Origin of the sequence: Pseudomonas sp. GWSMS-1 (assembly GCF_049847425.1) — a bacterium.
GTDB lineage: Bacteria > Pseudomonadota > Gammaproteobacteria > Pseudomonadales > Pseudomonadaceae > Aquipseudomonas.
In genome coordinates this window covers 1-20,567 of sequence record NZ_JBMHHV010000002.1, presented here as the reverse complement: position 1 = coordinate 20,567, position 20,567 = coordinate 1, and the positions used below count along the sequence as shown (strand labels likewise).

Here is a 20,567-nt window from a genome sequence, read left to right as displayed (position 1 = left end):
CAATGCCGGCTCTGGCCTGCTGATCGCCGACCGTCCATACGATTTTTTTGGAATACCGGGGCCCTGGTGAGGCTGGCCTTTCTATTGGCTTCAGCTAGTCGACCTGAGGCAGTGCGGATTTTCGAAAAAGGGCGCGTGCGCCTGACGTCGAGCGCTAGAAAAAATTATCAGGAATCGCTACGGACGGGAGCGTGCAGCGCTGACCTGCGTAGCCTCGACCTACCATTTTGCGGGCGCTATCAGAGATATCGGCAAGGCGATTGGCCTTCCGCCTGACCAGGTGGATGCGTTAGCAAAATGCTGCGGTGCCTGGAGCGATCAGATGCCGCCACCGGAAAGGCTTCGAGAAGCGGGCTTTGACCCAGACAATCAGACCATCCGGATGGTGCTCATCCTAACTGACCTCCTTGTTGGGTTTCCTCGTCATCTGTCTCAGCACCCTGGGGGTTCGTTATTTCGGAGCATCCGTTGTCCACACTGGTACCGGTAGAAAATGCTGCCATGGCGGATCGCACAGTAATCCAGCGCCATCGTTCAGCGCCTGCGAGAAAGCCGGCATGAGCACGTTGGGGATGCCTTCTTCCAGACCTATTCCAGCCATCACGATATGGATGAACGTGTCGGGGGTGGCCGCGGTGAGCGCACTGTTGAGGGCAAGCTCCGGTCGCACGCTGAGAGGCGTCGTTGCGCTTTTGTAGTGGCATGACCCGCAGGCTGCCCAGTACAGGACGGCTCCGGCGTCGGGTTCCAGGCGGCTGCCGAGAGCAGAGGTCGCCAGCGCTTTGGCCAGCGCTTCATCGCTGCCTGTCTTCAGTGCGGAGGAGCCGTTGAGGTCGGCAAAATAGACGGCTATTGCCTGGATATCGGCGTCGGGAAGCCTGCCCAGGTCGTGCACGACGTCCGACATCTTGCCCGCGGCAACGCCGTGCAGGGCAGTCGCTCCGCTGCGCAGGTAGGTGAACAGCTCGTCTTGGGTCCAGGGTAGCGGTGTGGTATTGGCAGCCGTCAGTGCCGGCGCGAACCAGCCTTCGATCATCGCGCCCGCGTAGCTGTCGTCAGCGGCTTTCTCGGCGCCCAGCACGTTGCGTGGCGTGTGGCAGGCGGCGCAATGGCTCAAGCCCTCGGCGAGATAGGCGCCGCGGTTCCATGCTTCGCTCTTGCCGGCGACCGGCCGATAGCGGCCCTGGTCCATAAACAGCAGCTTCCAGCCGGCTTGCAGGACGCGGATGTTGAAGGGGAACGGCAGGGTATTGCGCTGCGCCGGCGCGCTCACCGGCTCACGCGTCATGAGGAAGGCATAGAGTGCCCTCACATCCTCGTCGGCGACCTTGGTGAAGTGGTCGTAGGGGAATGCGGGATAAAGATGCGAACCATCGCGAGAGACGCCTTCGTGCATCGCACGCATGAATGCCGCCTCGGACCAGCGGCCGATTCCGCTATCCGGGTCGGGTGTGATGTTGGTCGAATAGATGACACCGAAGGGGGTAGGCATTCCATAGCCGCCGGCATAGGGCTGTCCGCCCTTCACCGTGTGGCAGGTCGCGCAGTAGCCTGCGCCGGCCAAGGCTTCACCCTTGGCAACCAGCTCGGCGGGGAAGCCCGCAACCGAGCCCGGAGCGATGGGGGCGATGGTCGGCCGCCAGACCAGGGCGAAAAACAACGCCGCACCCAGGACGACCAGAATTGCCAAGCCGATGTAGATCCGCTTAATCAAGACCGGGCAGTGTCCATTTATAGCCGTTATGGGCCATAAAATGAAAAACCCGCCTTTGATGGGCGGGTCTTCGGGTGTCTCCAAGGGGAGGCCATGGGCCAACTAATTCTCGGAGCAAGCGCGAGAATAATACTCCCTTTCTTCAGTCAGCGCTAAGAGCAGAACTAGCGAGACACTAGTCACCTAACCAGAATGACGGAGCACCGCTAACGCGCAGCAATAGGTTGAGTCGCTAGTGGCTCGGTACTCCCACCTGTCGCTGACCCACTGGTTGGAGCTTCTCAGGCAGACTCGCCGTATCACCAGCTAACCCCGCCGCCGGACTCAGTTGCCCAGGGAACACTCCAACGCTCTCAATGTAACGCATTGCAGATTGCCCATCTGTCCAGCCGACATGCGCCATTAGAGCTTTAAGATCCCAGCCACTACGGGTAGCCCAGGTCGCAAAGCCCGGCGTAGAGAGTGACTGCTATAAAGTTCGGCGGGAAGCCCAGCGCCTGCCAGCACTGATCGTAATATAGGAATCACGCTGTTCGGGTGCAACCCGATGTCACCCAGCCGTCCCCAACGGTCAATACTGCGGAACACCGGGCCGTGAGCGATCCCGGCCACACTGATCCAATCGACATAGGCGTGTACCGGACAAAGCCTGGCTAACGCCGGCGCACGGAAGGTCTGCCCTTGGCTATCACGGTCCCCTTTACTGCTGGGTAAAAACAGCTCCATCCCCTCCCCGGTCCGAACCTGGATGAACTCAACCCGCAGGCGGCAAAGATCATCACTGCGAAAGGCTCGCCAGAAGCCCATCAGCAGCAATGCACGATCCCGCCAGCACCGCATCAAGCGCGGCAAATCATGGTCCGCTCGCGCTTGCTCGCCGGACTGCTCCAGCCAAGCGACGCATTGCTCAAGCTGACGCAGTTGTAAGGGTTCAGCTTGCTTCTCCTGGCGCGGATGCAGCGTGCGGATGCCTTTCAATACCTGCCGTACCAGCGGCGTCTTGGTGGGATCGGGGAAGCCCTGGCTGACGTGCCATTGAGCCAGTGCTGCGAGGCGCAACTTGAGCGTATTACTCGACAAGGTGCCGGCGTGATCCACCAGGTAGCGAACGACAGCATCGCTGGTGGCAGGCAGGAAGCCACCCCAGTTGACCTCAAAATGCTCAATGGCCTGCTGATAGCTGCGCCGGGTATTGGCCCGTGTGCCGGCCTGCAGATAGCGCTCTACCTTGTCATTCACGCTGCCGCCCCTGGGTGTACTGGCTTTGGACACAAATCATGACCCAAAACGCTCTGACACTTGATAATTCATGATTACCCAATTCTAGAATACGAAGAGAATAGATAGGAAATTTTTGATAAAGTGCTATGTATTTACATGGTACGTACCACAGAACGAAATCGTCAGGAGTCCCACTTATGGCCCGCGGTGGCATCAACAAAGCTGTCGTGCAGAAAGCCAGGAATGCCCTCCTCGCCCGCGGCATTCACCCCAGTATTGATGCGGTGCGCATCGAGCTGGGCAATACCGGCTCGAAAACCACCATTCACCGCTACCTGAAAGAGCTCGAAGACGCCGAGCGCGGCCGGGATGCGGGCTCAATCCCGCTCAGCGAACAGTTGGCCAACCTGGTCGGCCAACTGGCAGATCAGCTAGAGGAGGATGCGCAGGCCACCGTGGCCCAGGAGCGCGAACATCTGGCACGCGAACGGCTCGATTTCCAGAACCAGGCTCGGCTGGCCGAAGGCCGAATCCAGCAGTTGGAAAGCCTGAGCAGCGGGCTCACGGAACAGCTCCGGACTGCCCAGCAAGCACTACAGCAGGAGCAGCAGCAACGCCAACAGGCCCAGATCGAGAATGCCCGCTTGCTGCAGGCCAACCGCGACCTGGAGGAGCGCCTGCAGGACCGCGATGGGCAGATTCGCTCGCTGGAGGAAAAGCATCAGCACGCACGCGACGCCTTGGAGCACTATCGCCAGGCCAGCAAGGAGCAGCGCGAGCAGGAACAACGTCGACACGAGACGCAGGTACAGCAGCTGCAATTGGAACTGCGGCAATTGCAGCAGACCTTGATAATCAAGCAGGACGAGCTGACCCAATTGAACCGCGACAATGCGCGTCTGCTAGCTGAGGCGCGGCAACTGCAAAAAGAGCAACATGCGCAGCAACAGCTACTGGCGCAGAAAACTCAGGCCCTGGATGCCTCGCAGAACGCGCTGGCCGGTGCCGAGCGCTCGAATGAAACCCTGGAACAGCGTTGTTGCACATTGCAGGAGGAGGTATCCCGGCTGGGCACAGCCTCTGTGATCCAGACGCAGCAGGCGCAGGGCCTGCAGGAGCACCTGATCGAAGCCAATGCACAGTTGAAGCTACTCGGGGCGCCGCTTGCGAACAGCGATAGCGCACCGAGCACATGAACCGGCACACTGAGTCCATGTGCTGAGTGGAGGTGAAGATGACACTACTTGAGACTGCCAATGAGGGGCCGCCGAACCTGTCCGTTTGACTACACCGCTAGGCCAGGCCATTGGTAATCTGTTCGCCCGGGCCTTGCCGCTACTGGATGGCAACCCACCAGGCTCGCTCAAGGTCTTCGTCTTCGGCGGCTGCGCGGTGCACCTGCTCACCCATGCGCGTGGTAGTGCGGACATCGATGCGGAGATCGAGGCTGCCCGCGTGCTGCGCAAGGACGAGATCATGGCCGTCTACACACCGCCAGAGGGTTATGAGGACAGAGACGGCCGCGACTTGCAGGTTTATCTGGATCAGAACTACACCAATGCCCTCGGGCCACTGCACGAGGACTACCGCGAGCGCGCCATCCCCATGGAGGGTTTCGAGGGTGAGCAGCCGCTGCATATCTTCGTTGCCGCCGGCGTGGATCTAGCAATATCCAAACTCGGCCGCTTTACGGAAAACGATCAATTTGATATCCAACAGCTCATCGAATGTGGCCGTGTCGATGTCGGCCAGTTTGTTACACTGGCAACAGAGGCAATCGATTATGCCGTGGGCAACCGAAGCGCAATGCTAGGCTGCCTGAAGCTGGTCACAGCGAAGTACCTGGAGGATGGGCGAGATGCCACGTCTGGATCGTAAACAAAGCTTTGGCGCGCTCCTGGAGACTGTCACCCAGCAGCGCCTTAGCCAAGTTGCGTCCGATGCTCTTGTGGAGCTCGCCAAACAGTTGTGGTACGAAGAGCGCGACCTCGTGCCGGTACTGCAGCGTGAAGTGGCGGGCAAGCTGCGCAAGCCTGAACAGAAGCTGCGAGCCCTCTATCTGGTCGACCTGCTGCGTCGCTTTCCCTGTGTATCAACGGAAAAAGCCGCGCGCCTAAAAGGCTTTGTCAGCAGCTGGTCGAACCTGAAACCGGCTGAACGCTCGCCGCGGGCGACCCAGTTAGTCTCTCGCTACAAGCTCGACAAGCTAGCCTATGAGTGGGGGTTGGAGGAGGACGTCAGCAAGCAGATGCAGGATGTCCTGGCTTTCCAAACCCGCCATTACGCCGCCACTCAGGGCGTGAAGACGGGCTATTCAGAGCCGGTGCCTGTCGGCTAGCTGGCAGCCTCCGCAGGCCCTCTAATTCGTCCTTTTTTCCAATTTTTCGATCTCGAGTCGGCCACGGATTGCGGGAATTATCTGCAATTATCTCGACATAGATAATTGATCAATTATTAACCGCCCAGGCGGGTTGCGAATCGTGTTCGACGCTCTTCTGCGAGTGCAACCAAGCGACTGATCCGTCCTTTCTCTCTGGATGGCTGTAGCGATTGGGCGCGAATCCTATTCCGACTGCCGATTGCCGCGCCGCAGTTCGTTGATCAGTGTCAGGATTGTTGCTAGGTTTCTGACATATTTCAAAAACCAGCCATCCATGAAATCCCTTTCCGCGGCAATCATCGAACACAGCAGGCTTCTTCCTGAAGGAGGCATCCTTGCACCAAACGAATTCCTTCACTTGGCTGACCGTGCTTCGGTGGACCAAGCATTCTCTCGATTAGCCAAGGGCGGGGAGTTAATGCGGATTTCACGCGGCCTCTATGTGGCGCCGGTCACCGGGCGCTTCGGCAAACGCGCGCCGGCGACGGAGAAGGTTATCAGTGCGATAGCTTCGAAAAGCCATCAGGTAATCGCGTTAAGCGGTGCCCGCGCAGCGAACCTTCTAGGGCTAACGCAACAGGTGTCGATTAGGGAGGTATTTGTTACCGGCGGACGGCCGAGAACCCTGCAGCTAGGCAAGGCTCAGGTGAGAATCGAGCATGCGCCGCATTGGCAAATCGCCCTCGGAACAACCATTGCTGGCGACGCTGTACGTGCGCTTGCCTGGCTGGGGAAACCCCACGCCCCAGAGGCAGTCGCCAAGCTGCGCACGTGCCTGTCGAGTAACGATTGGCAGATTTTGATATCGCATAGATCAAACCTTCCTCAATGGATGGCTGAAGCGATTGGGCGCGAAGCAGTCTTTGCTGAGCAGGGCTTCTGATGCTCGTTTAAATACAATAATTTAGAGAACGAATGTCCTAATTTTGCCTTATCTCGGCAAGACTCAGTTACGTCCTGAAAAGTCTTTATAAAACATGCGGATAGGAGGGAAGTGAGTGAATTTTCCCTTTATCTCGGCATGACCCCTTCTAGGGCTGACGCAGCAGGTGTCGATTAAGGAAGTATTTATCACCAGCGGACGGCCGAGAACCCTGCAATTAGGCAAAATTCAGGTGAGAATCGAACATGCGCCACAGTGGCAGGTCGCCCTCGGAGCGACCATTGCTGGCGACGCTGTACGTGCACTTGCCTGGTTGGGCAAACCCCACGCCCAAGAGGCAGTCGCGAAGCTGCGCACGTGCCTGTCGAATAGCGATTGGCAGGTCTTGAAATCGCATAGATCCAAGCTTCCTCCATGGATGGCTGAAGCGATTGGGCGCGAAGCAGTCTTTGCTGAGAAGGGATTCTAATATTCGTTTAAATACAATAATTTAGAGAACGAATGTCCTAATTTTTGCCTTATCTCGGCATGACCCCATCACCGCCCGCACGATAGTTTGGTCACGGGCATCATCCGGGAGCCTGGCGACAAAGGATTGGTCGATTTTCAATGTGGTGATGGGGCAGCATTTCAGATGTTGCAGGCAGGAATAGCCGGTGCCGAAGTCGTCGGCGGCGAAGCGCACGCCGATGGCGCGCAAGGCGTCGAAACTGGCGAACAGGGCTGGATTGCCGAATGCGACCGATTCGGTCAGTTCGATCTCCAGAAGCTCGGCGGGCAGGGCCATATCGGCCAGCACCCGCTTTACCTCGTCGTCGAACGTTGGCCCAACCTGGCTGGCGGACACATTGACGGCAAGACGGAACGGTTGCCATGCCGGTCCTTGCCACTTGTGCATCTGGCGACAGGCCTCGCCCAGCACCCACGCGCCTATTTCCGGCATCAGGCCGAACGACTCGGCCAGCGGCAGGAACTGGCCGGGCGGCAACAGGCCAAGCCTCGGATGCCGCCAGCGCATCAACGCTTCCGCGCCAGCGATCCGGTGATCGCGCAGATCGACCAGCGGCTGGTAATGCAGGTCAAGCTGTCCGCGCGCCGCCGCCTGCGCCAACTCGGCCGCCGTCCATCCGGCGGGCTGCGAACTCGTCATGATCCGCCCCGGAAGGCGCGCAGCAGCCGCGTTACGGCCAGAACGAACAAGCCGGTCAGCGCGAGCGCGGCAACACCCCAATGCTCGCCAAGGAAGGCACCGGCGGTCGTCCCGGCCAGCACGGCGGCGAGAATCGGCAGATGGCAGGGGCAGGTCAACACGGCCAGCGCACCCACAGGTAGCCGGAAACGGGTTGGCGCGTCTCGGGCGGCAGTTTGTCAGGGGCGTTCACGGCAATGCCTCCTCGTGCGCCCGCTCGGCTGGCATGGAGGCCAGTTGCGCGTCCAGATGGGCCAACGCCGCGCGCCGCCGCTCGACCAACTGGCGCAGCACGGCAAGCTGCGCTGCGGCTTGTGCGCCGTCCGCTGCGTCGAGCGCACGGCACAGCCGCGCCAGGGCATCCAGGCCGATACCCGCCTCGAAGGCCGCGCGCACGAAGCACAGCCGTTGCAAGGCCGCATCGTCGAACACGGGGTTTGGGGAGCAATGGAACCAAAAACCAACGTAAGCCCTACCAACGCTTTTCGGTGTCTTCTTCCCAGGCGCCCATCTCGACAAAACAGTTGCGCATGTCGGCCTCCTGGCTGATCTCGGTCAGCAGGTCATGCACGCTCTTGTCCAGCTCATCGTCGCTCCGATACGGAATGGTCAACTCATAGTGGCCGGCATCCAGCCGCTTCATGCCATAGGGCTCCAGGCAGTAGCGCTCAATGTTCTCCGTGGCCCGCTTCCGGCCGCGCACGAACTTGCTGTTATTCACCACCGCGAGGCGCAGGGTGACGGTGGCCACCCGCTCGGCGGCGGGCGGCTCTGCCGGCGACGCGGCCGAAGGCTGCTGGTCGCGTGACCTGGCGCTCTTCTGGTACGCGCCGATCTCGACACCACGGTGGCGCAGGTAGCTGTACAGCGTGCTCTTGGAGATGTGCAGCTTCTCGCCGATCGCGCTGACGCTCAGGCGACCTTCGCGGTAGAGGGTTTCGGCCGCCATGGCGGTGGCCTCAGCCTTGGCTGGCAGGCCCTTGGGACGGCCACCGATCCGGCCACGCGCCCGTGCGGCCGACAGACCCGCCTGAGTCCGCTCGCGGATCAGCTCGCGCTCGAACTCCGCCAGCGAGGCGAACAGGTTGAACACCAGGCGGCCTTGGGCGTGGGTGGTGTCGATGGGGTCATTCAGGCTCTGTAAGCCGACCTTGCGCTCTGCCAGCTCGCCGACCAACTCGACCAGGTGCTTGAGGGAACGCCCAAGGCGATCCAGCTTCCAGATCACCACGGCATCACCCGGCCGCACGTTGGCCAGCAGTTTGTCCAACTCCGGCCGGGCGCTTTTCGCGCCGCTGGCGATGTCTTGGTAGATGCGTTCGCACCCGGCCTGTTTCAGGGCATCGACTTGTAGGTCGGCTTTCTGATCCCGAGTGCTCACTCGCGCATAACCGATCTTCATCAAAAGTACTGTTTACTCGACTACGTTAGTAATAGTTGAACTTTGATTAAGCGTACCAGTTATTTGAACCGTAGCGCGGGGAGCTTAACGAACCGAGCCATTCCTCGATAGAGTTCGGCAAAACCTTCGTTTTGTCGAACCATTGCATCGCCCTTTGTGATTGGCGTATAAACACACAAACACCTATTAGCGGAGAACGCTATGAATACCATTCGCTGGAATGTCGCCGTCTCGGCCGACACCGACCAGTCGCTTCGGATGTTTCTGGCCAGCCAGGGCGGCGGCCGTAAGGGCGACCTGTCGCGCTTCATCGAAGAAGCGGTACGGGCACACATCCTGGAGCTGAGCGCTGAGCAGGCCAAGGCCGCTAACGCCCATCTGAGTGAGGCAGAATTGACCAACGCGGTTGACGAAGCGCTCGACTGGGCACGTAAGCGCTGATGCGGGTCGTGTTGGATACCAACATCCTGTTCAGCGCCCTGATCTCGCCACATGGCGCGCCCGATGCGATCTACCGTGCCTGGCGGGCGGCGCGTTTCGAGGTGGTGACCTCGCGGATGCAACTCGATGAAATTCGTCGAGCCAGCCGCTATCCCAAGCTTCAGGCCATCCTACAGCCCGCCAAGGTGGGCGCCATGATCAATAACCTGCAACGGGCTGTGGTACTGGAGCGCCTGACCATCGAGGTCGAAGCCGATGATCCGGATGACTCGTTTTTGCTGGCCATGGCCTTGGCGGGCGATGCGGACTACCTGGTAACCGGTGATCGCCGCGCCGGCCTGCTGCAACGCGGGCACATCGAACGCACGCGGATCGTCACGCCCGCCGTGTTCTGCGTCGAGGTGCTGTGATCAATGCCGGTCGGTTTTCTGACTCAAGAGCAACGCGACGGTTTTGGCCGCTATGTTGATTCGCCCAGCCGTGAAGAGCTGGAACGTTACTTCCACCTGAGCGATGAAGACCGTGAAGCCATCCAGGTGCTGCGGGGTAACCATAACCGTCTGGGTTATGCCGTTCTGCTGACCACCGTCCGCTTCGTTGGCGTTCTGCCGGACAAGCCCGCCGCCGTGCCGGTGGAAGTCCTGCAGGTGCTTTGCCGACAACTGGCGATTCCAGACCCCGACTGCCTCCAGCGCTATAGCGATCATCGCCGCTGGATACATGCCACCGATATTCAGAACCGCTTTGGCTATCGTCATTTCACCGATCCGGGCATCGGCTTTCGCTTGAGCCGCTGGCTGTATGCCCTCTGCTGGACGGGCACCGACCGGCCGGGAGTGCTGTTTGAGCGAGCCACCTCGTGGCTGTTCACACAGAAAGTCCTCCTGCCTGGTGTGTCTCAACTAGAGCGCTTTATCGCCCAGTTGCGCAGTCGGGTCGAAGAACGCCTCTGGTTTACGCTGGGCCGCAGCGTGACTGAGGAACAGCGATTGCAACTGCAAGACTTGCTGACGGTGGCCGAAGGCAACCGCAGCTCCCGGCTGGATCAATTGCGCTCCGGCCCGGTCATGGTCAGTGGCCCCGCGTTGATTCGGGCACTGCGCCGGCTCGATGACGTGCGCGGCATCGGCATCACCTTGCCGGCGGCGGCGCACATCCCTCCCAGCCGTATCGCCGCCCTGGCCCGCTTCGCCAACACGGCCAAGGTCACCGCGATTAATCGGCTGCCGGCGTCGCGGCGGATGGCGACACTGGTGGCCTTCGCACTCTGCCTGGAGGCGACTGCGCACGACGACGCACTGGAAGTCCTGGAGGCCTTGCTGCGCGACCTGTTCAGCAACGCGGAGAAGGCCGACAAGAAAGCCCGCATGCGCAGCCTGAAAGACCTGGATCGGTCGGCCGCGACGCTCGCCGCCGCGTGCAAGGTCGTGCTGGACAGCTCGATCAGCGATGACAACGTGCGCGCCCGGCTGTTCAACGACCTGCCGAGGACCACCCTGGAAAAGGCCCTGGAAGAGGTCAACGCGCTGATCCGCCCGGTAGATGACGTCTATTTTCTTGCATTGGAAGCGCGCTACCGCAGCGTGCGCCGCTTCCTGCCCGACCTGCTCAAGCACATCCGCTTCGGCTTCAGCCCGGCCGGCAAGGGCGTGGCGGCTAGTCTGGAGTGGCTGCAACTGAACCTGCCGCGCCGGAAGCCAGAGGATGACGCGCCGCAGGAGATCGTGGCCAAGGCTTGGCAGAAGCACATCACCCGCGAAGATGGCTCCCTCGACATGGGTGCCTATGTGTTCTGCACGCTCGATGCGCTGCGCACGGCCCTGCGCCGCCGCGATGTCTTCGTCTCGCCCAGTTGGCGCTATGCCGACCCGCGCCTTGGCCTGCTCGACGGTGCCGAATGGCTGGCGGCGCGACCGATCATCTGCCGGTCACTGGGCCTGACCATCGACGCCAAAACCACCCTGGACGCCTTGTCCGTCGAGCTGGATGCAACCTGGCTGGCAGTAGCCGCGCGCCTGCCCGACAACCCGGCGATTCAACTGAGCGAGAACACCGAGGGCAAGACCGAACTGTCGCTCGGGGCGCTGGACAAGCTGGACGAGCCCTGCTCGTTGCTGCAACTGCGGGCGGCCGTGTCTGACCTGATGCCGCGTGTCGATCTGCCGGAAATCCTCTTGGAAATCGCCGCCCGCACTGGCTTTTCCGAGGCCTTCACCCATGTCTCCGAACGCAATGCACGCGCCGACAACCTGGTCACCAGCCTCTGCGCGGTGCTGTTGGGCGGGGCCTGCAACACCGGCCTGGAGCCCTTGATCCGCACCGACAACCCGGCGCTGCGCCGTGACCGGCTGTCCTGGGTCAGCCAGAATTATATCCGCGACGACACCCTGTCAGCGGCTAACGCCATCCTGGTCGGAGCGCAAAGCCAACTGGAACTGGCCCAAGTCTGGGGTGGCGGCGAGGTCGCCTCCGCCGATGGCATGCGCTTCGTCGTACCGGTGCGCACCGTGCATGCCGGCCCCAATCCGAAGTATTTCGGCACCGGCCGGGGTGTCACCTGGTACAACCTGATTTCCGACCAATTCTCCGGCCTCAACGCCATCACCGTGCCCGGCACGCTGCGCGACAGCCTGGTGTTGCTGGCGGTCGTGCTGGAACAGCAGACCGAGTTGCAGCCGACGCAAATCATGACCGACACCGGGGCCTACAGCGATGTGGTGTTCGGGCTCTTCCGCCTACTTGGCTACCACTTCAGTCCGCGGCTGGCCGATGTCGGCGGTACCCGCTTCTGGCGCACGCGCCCGGACGCGGACTACGGCAAGCTCAACGGGCTGGCCCGCCAGTCGGTCAAACTCGACCTGATCGCCGAGCACTGGGACGACCTGCTGCGCCTGGCCGGCTCGCTCAAACTCGGCCGGGTGCCGGCGACTGGCATCATGCGCACGCTGCAAACGGGAGATAGACCCACCCGGCTGGCCCAGGCGCTGGCCGAATTCGGGCGGATCGAAAAGACTCTGCACACGTTGACCTATATCGACGACGAGTCCAAGCGCCGCGCCACCCTGACCCAGTTGAACCGAGGCGAAGGCCGGCACAGCCTGGCCCGCGCCGTGTTCCACGGCAAACGCGGCGAGCTCCGCCAGCGCTACCGCGAAGGCCAGGAAGACCAGCTCGGTGCTCTGGGCCTGGTGGTGAACATCATCGTGCTGTGGAACACCCTCTACATGACGGCGGCCGTGGAACGGCTCAAGCAGCACGGCTATCCAGTGCTGGAAGAGGATTTGGCCCGGCTATCGCCGCTGATCTACGAGCACATCAACATGCTCGGGCGGTATTCCTTTGCGGTACCGGAAGAAGTTGCGCGCGGCGAGCTGCGGCCACTGCGTAATCCAGACGACGACCTGTGATCCCCCTAAACGCTATGAGCAACACCCAAGCTGCTGCTGGATCGGCGGGCACTTCACCGAGCCGAACGAACAGAAAACGCAGCAATCCCCTGGGTTGGGCGCAGCAGCGCCTTGCAGTTGCTGCACTCGTAATAGAACTGGCAGGCGTCCGTGGGCATGGTTTCCGGCTTGGCGAAGCCGCAGCGCGGGCAAGTCAGCACGGACTCAAGGACAATGGCGCTCATCGTGACCTCACTTCTGCACTGTGGAGGGGTATCCCGCGTTCGCGGTCGCCTCAGTCAGTGCCTCGGGCTGGGCCTTATCGGGATCGTAGGTGACGGTCGCCGTCTTCTGGTCGAAATTGACCTGGACGTCACTCACGCCGGACACCTTCTCCAGCGACTTCTTGACCGTGATCGGACAGAGTCCGCACGTCATGTTCTGCACGTCGAGCGTGACGGTTTTCGGGGGAGCCGCCAGCGCCACGAAGGGCAAGGCGAAAAGCACGGCGATCAGCAGTTTGCGCATGGTTAATCTCCTTCAGTAGAACAGCGGGGCGAGCCACGGCACGGCCAATAGGCCGAGCAGCAGCACGCTGACGATCCAGAACACGAGTCGCTGTCGCACGAGCGTGCGCGGATCGGCGCAGGGTGTACCTGGCGTACAAACCTGTGGCACCAGGTAGAGCTTGCGGAATGCCAATCCCAGGAACAGTAGAGTCAACCCGATGAAGAGGGGGCGTAGTGGCTCCATCATGGTCAGAGCGCCCACCCACGTACCGCCGACACCGAGTGCCAACAGCACCAGTGGCCCGACACAGCACACCGACGCACCGATGGCGGTCAGCGAACTCGCGACCAGCGAGCCTTTCCCGGTGAGTTGCATCCCCATTCCCATCTCCTGAGCCTGATTGCCTAGGTGCTATTCTAAACTCCGTACCAAAGTACGGAATCAAGGAGAAAGTGATGGCCACAGAGCTGACCATTGGCAAGCTGGCAGACGCCGCCGGGGTGAACGTCGAGACGATCCGCTACTACCAGCGACGCGGGCTGCTGGATGAACCAGCCAAACCCTTGGGTGGCCATCGGCGCTATCCGGTGGACATGGTGAAGCGACTGCGTTTCATCAAGCGGGCTCAGGCGCTGGGTTTCACGCTCTCGGAAGTCGGTGGACTGCTGACGCTGGATGAGTCGTGCGCCTGTGCCGAAACGCGAGCACGGGCTGCACGCAAGCTCGCGTTGATCGAGCAGAAGATGGCCGACTTGGTCGTCATGCAGCAACTGTTAGGCGAACTGGTGCAGCAATGTGATGCGGGAGACGGCGGAACGATCTGCCCGATCATCGAGGCACTGATCAGAGAGTAATGCCTGGCGGGTGAGCTGGAGATCGGAAAGCCCCTTTACGGTGGGATTCAGAGCTTACGTTGGTTTTTGGTTCCATTGCTCCCCAAACCCCTACATGAACCGTTTCCAGATCACACCCGAAGAGTGGGCGCTGGAAGCACTGTTCGGCGAATCATTCGCCCGCTACCGTGCACGAGTCCGCCGCTGGCTCTGAGCGTCGGCGGCGGTAGCGACTGGCGGGGCTTACTCGTCGCGGCAGCCTGCTGAAGGTGCCACGACCTAGCCTGATCTCCTCGTGGCGAGCTACTTTGGCCACATGCCGTTAGCATTTCTAAGGTCAAGGGCATAGCGCCAACGAGTGACGCACGCGAATTCGCTCCGTTGATATCGAGCTAACTGTCAGGTGACAGCGGTAAAAGCAAAGCAGGCTTATGCTTCGCTGCGATGATTGTCGGCCTGCCTGGTGTCGATACAAACACTGCCGTCTAGCTCCATTTCAAGTGTCGAGTGGCTGACTTTGAATTGCTCATGGAGTACTCGTTTTAAATCGGTCTTCACTCGTTCGATATCAGGCAGACTAGCCTTCTTTATGACAACGTGGGCTTCCAATGCAATTGTATGTTCCGCGATTTCCCAAACATGTACGTGGTGAACACTCTCAACATCGTCTACTTGCTCCATGACGTTGATTATATCGGCGATGGAAACTCCTTCTGGTGCGCCCTCCATCAACAAGTGAATGGTTTTAGGCAGCATGCTAAAGCCCTGCCAGAGCACGTAACCAGCAATCATCAATGTCACTACAGTATCCGTCCAGTACCAGCCGTACAAAAGAATCAATGTCCCGGCGACAACAACGCCGACGGAGGCTAGTGCATCCGATACATTATGCAGGAATGCCGCCTTTATATTCATGCTGTCCTTAGACATTGTGTAGGTGAGCAAGGCCGTGGCGATATCTACAATCAAGGCTATTCCCGCCACCACGACCACTGTCCAACCCTCAATAGGCTGAGGGGAATATAACCGACCTATAGCCTCGTAAATAAGGTAGAGACCGATGATAATCAACGAGACCAAGTTGATTAAGGCCGCTATGGTTTCACTGCGTCGGTAGCCGAAGGTTTTAAAAGCATCCGGCGGCCTGCGACCGATCTTACGCGCGATTAGCGCAATAACCAGTGATGCGGCATCGCTCAAATTATGTAGCGCGTCAGCTATAAGCGATAAGCTGCCAGAAAGTATTCCTCCAACAACTTGTGCCAGAGTTAACGCAGCATTAACGCCAATGGCAGCGATTAAACGCTTATCGCCTATGGCTTCGGTGTTATGGTTATGTTCGTGGGCCATTGGTTTTTACCGCTCCTAAAAAATAAAGTAAGACAAGGGTAGGCGGTTGCAGAAGCTGAGTGCAACACGGTTATTGATTTGAAGCTGGAGCATGATGCCGCATAGCCATGGCTTCCTGCATCACCTCGCCCATGACTTCGATCGGGCACTTGAAATCGAAGCGTTTACGGGGCGCATATTCAGCTCCAAGGCGATGGCATTCAATTGCTCTTGACTGTGTACCGACAAGTCAGTCCCCTTGGGCAGGTACTGGCGGATCAGGCCGTTGATGTTTTCGTTGCTACCGCGCTGCCAGGGCTGTGCGGGTCGCAGAAGTAAATAGCGACCCCTGTCTGCTGGGTGATTTCAGCATGCCGCGCCATCTCCCGCCCTGGTCGTAGGTCATGCTCTTGCGCATCGCCAGCGGCATGCTGTTGAGCGCTGCACTGAAGCCCTCCATCGCCGAGGTCGCCGTTGCGTCGTTCATCTTCATCAGCATCAGGTAGCCACTGGTGCGCTCCACCAACGTGCCTACCGACGAGGCGTTGGCCTTACCCTTGATCAGGTCGCCCTCCCAATGCCCCGGCATCAGCCGGTCTTCGATCTCTGGCGGGCGAACATGAATGCTGACCATCTCAGGGATCTGGCCGCGCCGATCCACGCCACCAGAGCGCGGCCGGCGCGTCGTCTTGCCTTGGCGCAGGCAGACGATCAGCTCCTTGCGCAACTCGCCGACCGGCAAGGCATAGATCGCGTTATAGATCGTCTCACGACAGACGTAGGCATCTCTGAGGTTGGGTATGGTCATGCTGCGCAGCTTGCCGGCAATCTGCTCGGGAGACAAACGCTTACGCAGCATGTGGGCCACCAGTTCGAAGCGCTCGCTGCCCGGCACAAGCTTGCGCTTGGGGCGACAAACCTGGCGCCGAATGTTCATCTGTTGCTGGGCGCAGCGGGCCGAGTAAGCACCACTACTGCCTCGATTGCGCTTCAGCTCTCGGCTGATGGTCGAGGGCGACCTGTCAATCAGGCGAGCAATGCCGCGCAGGCTGAAGCCTTGAGCTTGACTGAGTTGAATGATGGCGCGCTCTTCGACGCTGAGTTCGGAATAGGACATAGGGGCAGCACCGTACCGGAAAGGTCAGGTGTTGCACTCAGTTTTCGCGGCCGCCCTTCCTTGGATGTCCATTTTTCCTGATTTCCTTGCGCTCCGCTTGGCGGGCTCGGTCAGCAATGGATAGGGTTTCTGCCTTCGCTTTACTGCTCTCGGCTCCATTCGGCCTGACCGGCCACCTACGCGTTGTTGGGCAATGAGCATCAGAAGCTGATGGAAGCACTCATCAATATCCGATCCATCAAATTGCCGCCAAGCAAGCCACAGCTGCAGGGTGTGCTTGAAGCTCAGCTGGCGTGGCAGACAGTCCGCGATTGATGCCGATTGCACCATGAGCAGCCGGATCAAGTTGTGCGCCAATAGATAAACCCACAGCTCCTTCACTGCCATGGCGGCCGTTTTGCAGCTCAACATCTCCAATCCCATCGTGGTCTTGAGATTGCGCAGGTCCAGCTCGACGTGCCACCTGTCTTTGAACAGCGCCTTCAAAGCCGCTTTGGGGTTTCGCGAGCGCAGCCCAGCGTCGTAACCAGGATCTTGTTTCCCGCTTTCAGCTCCCGGACCTCCAACTGATCAGGCGCTTGCTCGTAGCTGGCCTGGCTCATCCAGGCGGGCCGTTTGCGAGGCTTTTCCAGGGTGATTAGGTGATCGCGCGTGCCAAGACGCGTACCTCGCCGGAAGTCAGTACTCCGTCGGCGAGCACCATATTGTTCGAACACGCCATCAATACCTCTGCGCTGCAATTCACAGAGTAAAAAGTAGGTCGCGTAGAAGGCGTCCCCCAGCAAAACATCCCCAGTATTCAAGGTGTCGAGCATCGAACGCAGCAGCGTCTGCTCGTCGCCACCCTTGCCTCTGAAGCGCCCGAGGGCTGCATTCAGCAAGGCTCCGCTGGAAAGGCAGACGATGCCGACCATCCGGCAAATGGGAAAACCAAGCCCAGGCTTTTGCCCTCGCGATTGCGGGTAGGCATCCTGGTTCGCCTGGGTATCGGGCATCACCACTGTCGTGCCGTCTACCAACCGAACGGGGGCCCCATCCATTGCCCGGATCGGCGTTGCTGCTGATCAAGTTGCCGGTGTTACGTACCAGACTGGAAACCATCTCCACCGGCAAGCGCTGACGGCACGGCAGTAGCCGCCGGTGTGTGTACTGCATGGCTTCAACCCTGCTCGTAACTGCTTGACCGCCAACTCATTGACCGCCCTCTGGCAGGACCGATCAGCGCTCAGAGCCTGAGCCATGAACATGGATAGCGTCTCGGTCGGCGGAAACAGACGCTCTCTGTGGTCTGGCAGCAGCGATTCGACCTGGTCAAACAGCTCGGGCCGGTCAGCAGATTGAAGAACGCATAGGCATCCGCATTGGATGCGAGGTGATGCGTACGGCGCTGTTGAAGGATGGCGGCTTGGCGCCTAGGATTCATCTGGGCTGCTCCTTGGGCTCGGTGTGTGTTCGCAACTATCACCGTAGACCAAGAGCAGCCTTTCTTCTCTAGATCAATCGGTTAACGATTAAGTAAGTGCCATTCGGGCCTGGCCCCGTTCACCGCCGAACAGCGCCGCGACATGCTGGAGCTACTGGACGACCGCTACGGCCAGCGCTCGACCCTCGTGACCAGCCAAATGCCGTGGACAACTGGCACGAACTGATCGGCGATCCAACCCTGGCCGATGCCATCCTCGACCGCCTGGTGCACAACGCCTACCGGATCAACCTCAAGGGCGAGTCGATGAGAAAGCGGGTGAAGAAATTGACGGCGCCGGGCGCCTCAGACTAACAATGCAACCCCTGCGTCGCTGCGCTCCGACTGCCTGTCCGAATGATCGTGGAACAGGTGTCCGGATCAGCGTGGGCTGAGTGTCCGAATGGCGTGGAATCCGCACTTAAGCCCAGCGCCTGCCCGCAAACCCTTGTGGCGTCTGGTTAGTTCGGGAAAACCATCCTTTTGTCGAACCCTGGCAGGCACTGACGCCAGGCCGTCCAAACGCATGAAAAGCAGTGCAGAAAAGTCGTTCAGTAAAACAAAGTCTGGATAACCGCCCCTATTTTCGGCAGCGGTGAACTCTAGCTAAGCCTTACGTTGGTTTTTGGTTCCACTGCTCCCCAAACCCCAACACGCCGTAGCCGCCCGTGGTGCAGGCCACCGGCCGTAACAAGCCGCGCACCAGGTAGTCGCGCACGATATGTACGCTCACCCCAGCGTTATGGGCCAGTTGCGATACCGTGTAGGCGCTCATCGCACACCTCCTTGTCCTCACCCGGCGCAGCAGGAAAGCTGCTTCACATCCTTGTTGAAGGTCTGCGCCGCGAGCTTCAACCCTTCGACCATCGTCAGGTAGGGGAACAACTGGTCGGCCAGTTCCTGCACCGTCATCCGGTTGCGAATCGCCAGTGCGGCCGTCTGGATCAGTTCGCCCGCTTCCGGGGCCACTGCCTGCACGCCGATCAGTCGTCCGCTGCCTTCTTCAACCACCAGTTTGATGAAGCCGCGCGTGTCGAAGTTGGCGAGCGCGCGCGGCACGTTGTCCAGCGTTAGCGTGCGACTATCAGTTTTGATGCCGTCATGGTGCGCTTCCGCCTCGCTGTAGCCTACGGTCGCCACTTGCGGGTCGGTGAACACCACGGCCGGCATCGCGGTCAGGTTCAGGGCCGCGTCACCCCGGTCATGTTGATCGCGGCGCGAGTGCCGGCCGCTGCCGCCACATAGACGAACTGCGGCGGTCGGTGCAGTCGCCTGCGGCGTAGATGTGTTCCACGCTTGTACGCATGCCGGGGTCGATGACGATAGCGCCTTGCGGGGTGAGCGTGACGCCCGTCGCATCCAGTGCCAGCTTGCGTGTGTTGGGCGCGCGGCCGGTGGCGACCAGCAGCTTGTCGGCGCGCAGTTCGCCGTGCGCCGTGGTGAGCACGAATTCGCCGTCCCCTTCACCATTGATATACGCGACCTGGCTGGCCTGGGTGTGTTCCCTCACCTCGATGCCCTCCATGCGGAATGCGGCCGTGACGGCTTCGCCTATAGCTGGGTCTTCGCGGAAGAACAGCGTGCTGCGAGCCAGGATCGTCACCTTCGCTCCGAGTCGGGCGAACGCCTGCGCCAGCTCCAGCGCCACCACTGATGAGCCAATCACGGCCAGGCGCTTAGGAATCGTCTCGCTGACCAGCGCTTCAGTGGAAGTCCAGTACGGAGTGTCTTTCAGGCCGGGAATCGGCGGCACGGCCGGGCTCGCGCCGGTGGCGATCAGGCAGCGGTCGAATGCCACCACGCGCTCGCCGCCGTCGTTGAGTTGCACGATCAGGTTGCGATTGTCCTTAAAGCGGGCGGAGCCGTGCAGCACAGTGATCGCCGGATTGCCCTCCAAGATGCCTTCGTACTTGGCGTGGCGCAGTTCATCGACGCGGGCCTGCTGCTGGGCCAGCAGCGCCGTGCGCTGGATGGTCGGCGTGGTAGCGGCGATGCCGCCATCGAACGGGCTTTCCCGGCGCAGATGGGCGATATGGCGGCGCGGATCATGATCTTGGACGGCACACAACCGACATTGACGCAGGTGCCGCCGATGGTGCCGCGCTCGATCAGCGTGACACGTGCGCCTTGCTCGACGGCCTTCAGCGCCGCTGCCGATGACGGCGATATGCAATGCGCCGCTGCTACCCGTCTTGTCGTTTCTGCCCAGCAGATCGCGCATCTTGTCGAGCAATCCGCCCGGCGTCGAAACTGAGGGGCATCGGCCAGCGTGCCCGATAACCGAGTCCAGCTACAGCGGCCGTCAGCGCGTCGGGTGACGTGCCGACCTCAATGGCGAGCTTGGCGCTGCCCTTGGCGTAGGAGACATCCGCTGATTGCACGCCGGGCACTTTCTCCAGGGCGTCCTTGACATGCACTGCGCACGAGTCGCAAGTCATGCCGGTGATTTTGAGAGTGCTCATACCATCGTTCCTTATTCGTGTGGCCGCCGTGTCGCACGGTCAGCCGTCTTTCACAAGCGCTTGGCGGGGAGTTCGCAGCCGTCCGGTCCGCAACGGCGATGCGCCGGCGACACGAAGTCCCAGATCGACACCCCAATCATCAAGGCCAGGCCGACGTACATCAGGTTCGCCGTCCACCAGTTGCCGAGCAGCCAGACCGTGGCCGCAAACACCGATGGCCGGGCCGATCATGCCGAGC

General features: G+C 60.5%; 21 protein-coding genes and 7 pseudogenes. 11 read left to right on the top strand and 17 right to left on the bottom strand.

Translation table 11 applies throughout. The features are described 5' to 3' along the window. Nucleotides 1-172: 172 nt before the first annotated feature. Nucleotides 173-525: pseudogene (gene dnaE2, locus ACEPAJ_RS00510) on the top strand (error-prone DNA polymerase); the annotation flags it as partial. On the opposite strand, the gene ACEPAJ_RS00505 reads toward dnaE2, so the two are convergent. Both ACEPAJ_RS00505 and ACEPAJ_RS00500 read right to left on the bottom strand, forming a co-directional pair. Beyond that, nucleotides 452-1,660, bottom strand: a complete 1,209-nt coding sequence (locus tag ACEPAJ_RS00505; protein WP_425912955.1) for a c-type cytochrome — start codon at nt 1,658-1,660, stop codon at nt 452-454. The pseudogene dnaE2 and the gene ACEPAJ_RS00505 overlap by 74 nt on opposite strands. A 456-nt stretch (nt 1,661-2,116) precedes the next feature. Then, nucleotides 2,117-2,953 carry an integrase gene (locus ACEPAJ_RS00500; protein ID WP_425912908.1) on the bottom strand — a complete coding sequence of 279 codons (837 nt, stop codon included), beginning with the start codon at nt 2,951-2,953 and terminating at the stop codon, nt 2,117-2,119. 179 nt (nt 2,954-3,132) lie between these two features. Here ACEPAJ_RS00500 and ACEPAJ_RS00495 point away from each other — a divergent pair, with 179 nt between their 5' ends. The 5 genes from ACEPAJ_RS00495 to ACEPAJ_RS00475 all read left to right on the top strand — a co-directional run bounded on the left by ACEPAJ_RS00495 (nt 3,133) and on the right by ACEPAJ_RS00475 (nt 6,667). Beyond that, the gene (locus ACEPAJ_RS00495; protein WP_425912906.1) at nt 3,133-4,131 is read left to right on the top strand and encodes a DNA-binding protein; all 999 of its coding nucleotides are present in this window, start codon (nt 3,133-3,135) and stop codon (nt 4,129-4,131) included. A gap of 85 nt (nt 4,132-4,216) precedes the next feature. Beyond that, complete coding sequence (locus tag ACEPAJ_RS00490; RefSeq protein WP_425912905.1) at nt 4,217-4,813, top strand: DUF6036 family nucleotidyltransferase; 597 nt, start codon at nt 4,217-4,219, stop codon at nt 4,811-4,813. Beyond that, entirely contained in the window at nt 4,794-5,273 is a 480-nt protein-coding gene (locus ACEPAJ_RS00485; protein WP_044727174.1) for a hypothetical protein, read from the top strand. The genes ACEPAJ_RS00490 and ACEPAJ_RS00485 overlap by 20 nt, the downstream gene beginning before the upstream one ends. A gap of 316 nt (nt 5,274-5,589) precedes the next feature. Then, nucleotides 5,590-6,198: a DUF6088 family protein gene (locus ACEPAJ_RS00480; protein WP_045735839.1), complete on the top strand. Its 609-nt coding sequence runs from the start codon at nt 5,590-5,592 to the stop codon at nt 6,196-6,198. Nucleotides 6,199-6,352: 154 nt separating this feature from the next. Next, a complete protein-coding gene (locus ACEPAJ_RS00475; RefSeq protein WP_224490795.1) occupies nt 6,353-6,667 on the top strand; it encodes a hypothetical protein in 315 nt (104 codons plus the stop codon). Between the two features lie 21 nt (nt 6,668-6,688). On the opposite strand, the gene ACEPAJ_RS00470 is transcribed toward ACEPAJ_RS00475, so the two are convergent. The 4 genes and pseudogenes from ACEPAJ_RS00470 to ACEPAJ_RS00455 form a co-directional block, all read right to left on the bottom strand. Then, complete coding sequence (locus ACEPAJ_RS00470; RefSeq protein WP_410924202.1) at nt 6,689-7,348, bottom strand: EAL domain-containing protein; 660 nt, start codon at nt 7,346-7,348, stop codon at nt 6,689-6,691. Continuing rightward, nucleotides 7,345-7,509: a broad-spectrum mercury transporter MerE gene (gene merE, locus ACEPAJ_RS00465; protein WP_425912902.1), complete on the bottom strand. Its 165-nt coding sequence runs from the start codon at nt 7,507-7,509 to the stop codon at nt 7,345-7,347. The genes ACEPAJ_RS00470 and merE overlap by 4 nt, the downstream gene beginning before the upstream one ends. A gap of 67 nt (nt 7,510-7,576) precedes the next feature. After that, nucleotides 7,577-7,819, bottom strand: a pseudogene (locus ACEPAJ_RS00460) (transcriptional regulator MerD); the annotation flags it as partial. A 40-nt stretch (nt 7,820-7,859) separates the two neighbouring features. Next, on the bottom strand, nt 7,860-8,789 hold the full coding sequence (locus ACEPAJ_RS00455) for a recombinase family protein (RefSeq protein WP_003150544.1): 930 nt from the start codon (nt 8,787-8,789) through the stop codon (nt 7,860-7,862). Between the two features lie 201 nt (nt 8,790-8,990). On the opposite strand from ACEPAJ_RS00455, the gene ACEPAJ_RS00450 reads away from it, so the two are divergent. From ACEPAJ_RS00450 to ACEPAJ_RS00440, 3 genes are read left to right on the top strand one after another with little or no spacing between them, the layout of a single operon-like run. Continuing rightward, complete coding sequence (locus tag ACEPAJ_RS00450) at nt 8,991-9,230, top strand: ribbon-helix-helix domain-containing protein (protein WP_003089107.1); 240 nt, start codon at nt 8,991-8,993, stop codon at nt 9,228-9,230. After that, nucleotides 9,230-9,640 carry a putative toxin-antitoxin system toxin component, PIN family gene (locus ACEPAJ_RS00445; protein WP_003150546.1) on the top strand — a complete coding sequence of 137 codons (411 nt, stop codon included), beginning with the start codon at nt 9,230-9,232 and terminating at the stop codon, nt 9,638-9,640. Before ACEPAJ_RS00450 ends, ACEPAJ_RS00445 begins: the two co-directional genes overlap by 1 nt. A gap of 3 nt (nt 9,641-9,643) precedes the next feature. Beyond that, the gene (locus tag ACEPAJ_RS00440; RefSeq protein WP_003299771.1) at nt 9,644-12,637 is read left to right on the top strand and encodes a Tn3 family transposase; all 2,994 of its coding nucleotides are present in this window, start codon (nt 9,644-9,646) and stop codon (nt 12,635-12,637) included. Nucleotides 12,638-12,649: 12 nt separating this feature from the next. Here ACEPAJ_RS00440 and ACEPAJ_RS00435 read toward each other — a convergent pair. From ACEPAJ_RS00435 to ACEPAJ_RS00425, 3 genes and pseudogenes are all read right to left on the bottom strand, one after another. Then, nucleotides 12,650-12,861 (bottom strand): annotated as a pseudogene (locus ACEPAJ_RS00435) (GDCCVxC domain-containing (seleno)protein). Between the two features lie 7 nt (nt 12,862-12,868). Next, the gene (merP, locus tag ACEPAJ_RS00430; RefSeq protein WP_003150552.1) at nt 12,869-13,144 is read right to left on the bottom strand and encodes a mercury resistance system periplasmic binding protein MerP; all 276 of its coding nucleotides are present in this window, start codon (nt 13,142-13,144) and stop codon (nt 12,869-12,871) included. 12 nt (nt 13,145-13,156) lie between these two features. Further along, the gene (locus tag ACEPAJ_RS00425; protein WP_003089115.1) at nt 13,157-13,507 is read right to left on the bottom strand and encodes a mercuric transporter MerT family protein; all 351 of its coding nucleotides are present in this window, start codon (nt 13,505-13,507) and stop codon (nt 13,157-13,159) included. 74 nt (nt 13,508-13,581) lie between these two features. Between ACEPAJ_RS00425 and merR the strand changes: the two genes are divergently transcribed. Further along, complete coding sequence (gene merR / locus ACEPAJ_RS00420; RefSeq protein WP_003089120.1) at nt 13,582-13,980, top strand: Hg(II)-responsive transcriptional regulator; 399 nt, start codon at nt 13,582-13,584, stop codon at nt 13,978-13,980. Nucleotides 13,981-14,388: 408 nt separating this feature from the next. Here merR and ACEPAJ_RS00415 read toward each other — a convergent pair whose 3' ends face one another. The 3 genes and pseudogenes from ACEPAJ_RS00415 to ACEPAJ_RS00405 form a co-directional block, all read right to left on the bottom strand. Further along, nucleotides 14,389-15,309: a cation diffusion facilitator family transporter gene (locus ACEPAJ_RS00415; RefSeq protein ID WP_003463565.1), complete on the bottom strand. Its 921-nt coding sequence runs from the start codon at nt 15,307-15,309 to the stop codon at nt 14,389-14,391. Nucleotides 15,310-15,379: 70 nt separating this feature from the next. After that, nucleotides 15,380-16,405, bottom strand: a pseudogene (locus tag ACEPAJ_RS00410) (IS30 family transposase). 37 nt (nt 16,406-16,442) lie between these two features. Then, nucleotides 16,443-17,828: pseudogene (locus tag ACEPAJ_RS00405) on the bottom strand (IS4 family transposase). A 106-nt stretch (nt 17,829-17,934) separates the two neighbouring features. Between ACEPAJ_RS00405 and ACEPAJ_RS00400 the strand changes: the two are divergent. Continuing rightward, a pseudogene (locus ACEPAJ_RS00400) lies at nt 17,935-18,182 on the top strand (ATP-binding protein); the annotation flags it as partial. 337 nt (nt 18,183-18,519) lie between these two features. On the opposite strand, the pseudogene ACEPAJ_RS00395 reads toward ACEPAJ_RS00400, so the two are convergent. The 5 genes and pseudogenes from ACEPAJ_RS00395 to ACEPAJ_RS00375 form a co-directional block, all read right to left on the bottom strand. Beyond that, a pseudogene (locus ACEPAJ_RS00395) lies at nt 18,520-18,642 on the bottom strand (MerR family transcriptional regulator); the annotation flags it as partial. Nucleotides 18,643-18,659: 17 nt separating this feature from the next. Further along, nucleotides 18,660-19,037: a pyridine nucleotide-disulfide oxidoreductase gene (locus tag ACEPAJ_RS00390; protein ID WP_001376237.1), complete on the bottom strand. Its 378-nt coding sequence runs from the start codon at nt 19,035-19,037 to the stop codon at nt 18,660-18,662. Nucleotides 19,038-19,068: 31 nt separating this feature from the next. After that, nucleotides 19,069-20,088, bottom strand: a complete 1,020-nt coding sequence (locus tag ACEPAJ_RS00385) for an FAD-dependent oxidoreductase (RefSeq protein WP_425912897.1) — start codon at nt 20,086-20,088, stop codon at nt 19,069-19,071. Continuing rightward, nucleotides 20,051-20,329 (bottom strand): cation transporter, encoded by a 279-nt coding sequence (locus ACEPAJ_RS00380; RefSeq protein ID WP_425912895.1) that lies wholly within the window; start codon nt 20,327-20,329, stop codon nt 20,051-20,053. The genes ACEPAJ_RS00385 and ACEPAJ_RS00380 overlap by 38 nt, the downstream gene beginning before the upstream one ends. 39 nt (nt 20,330-20,368) lie before the next feature. Further along, nucleotides 20,369-20,567, bottom strand: a 199-nt coding sequence (locus ACEPAJ_RS00375) for a hypothetical protein (RefSeq protein ID WP_425912894.1), incomplete at its 5' end; no start/stop codon positions are given.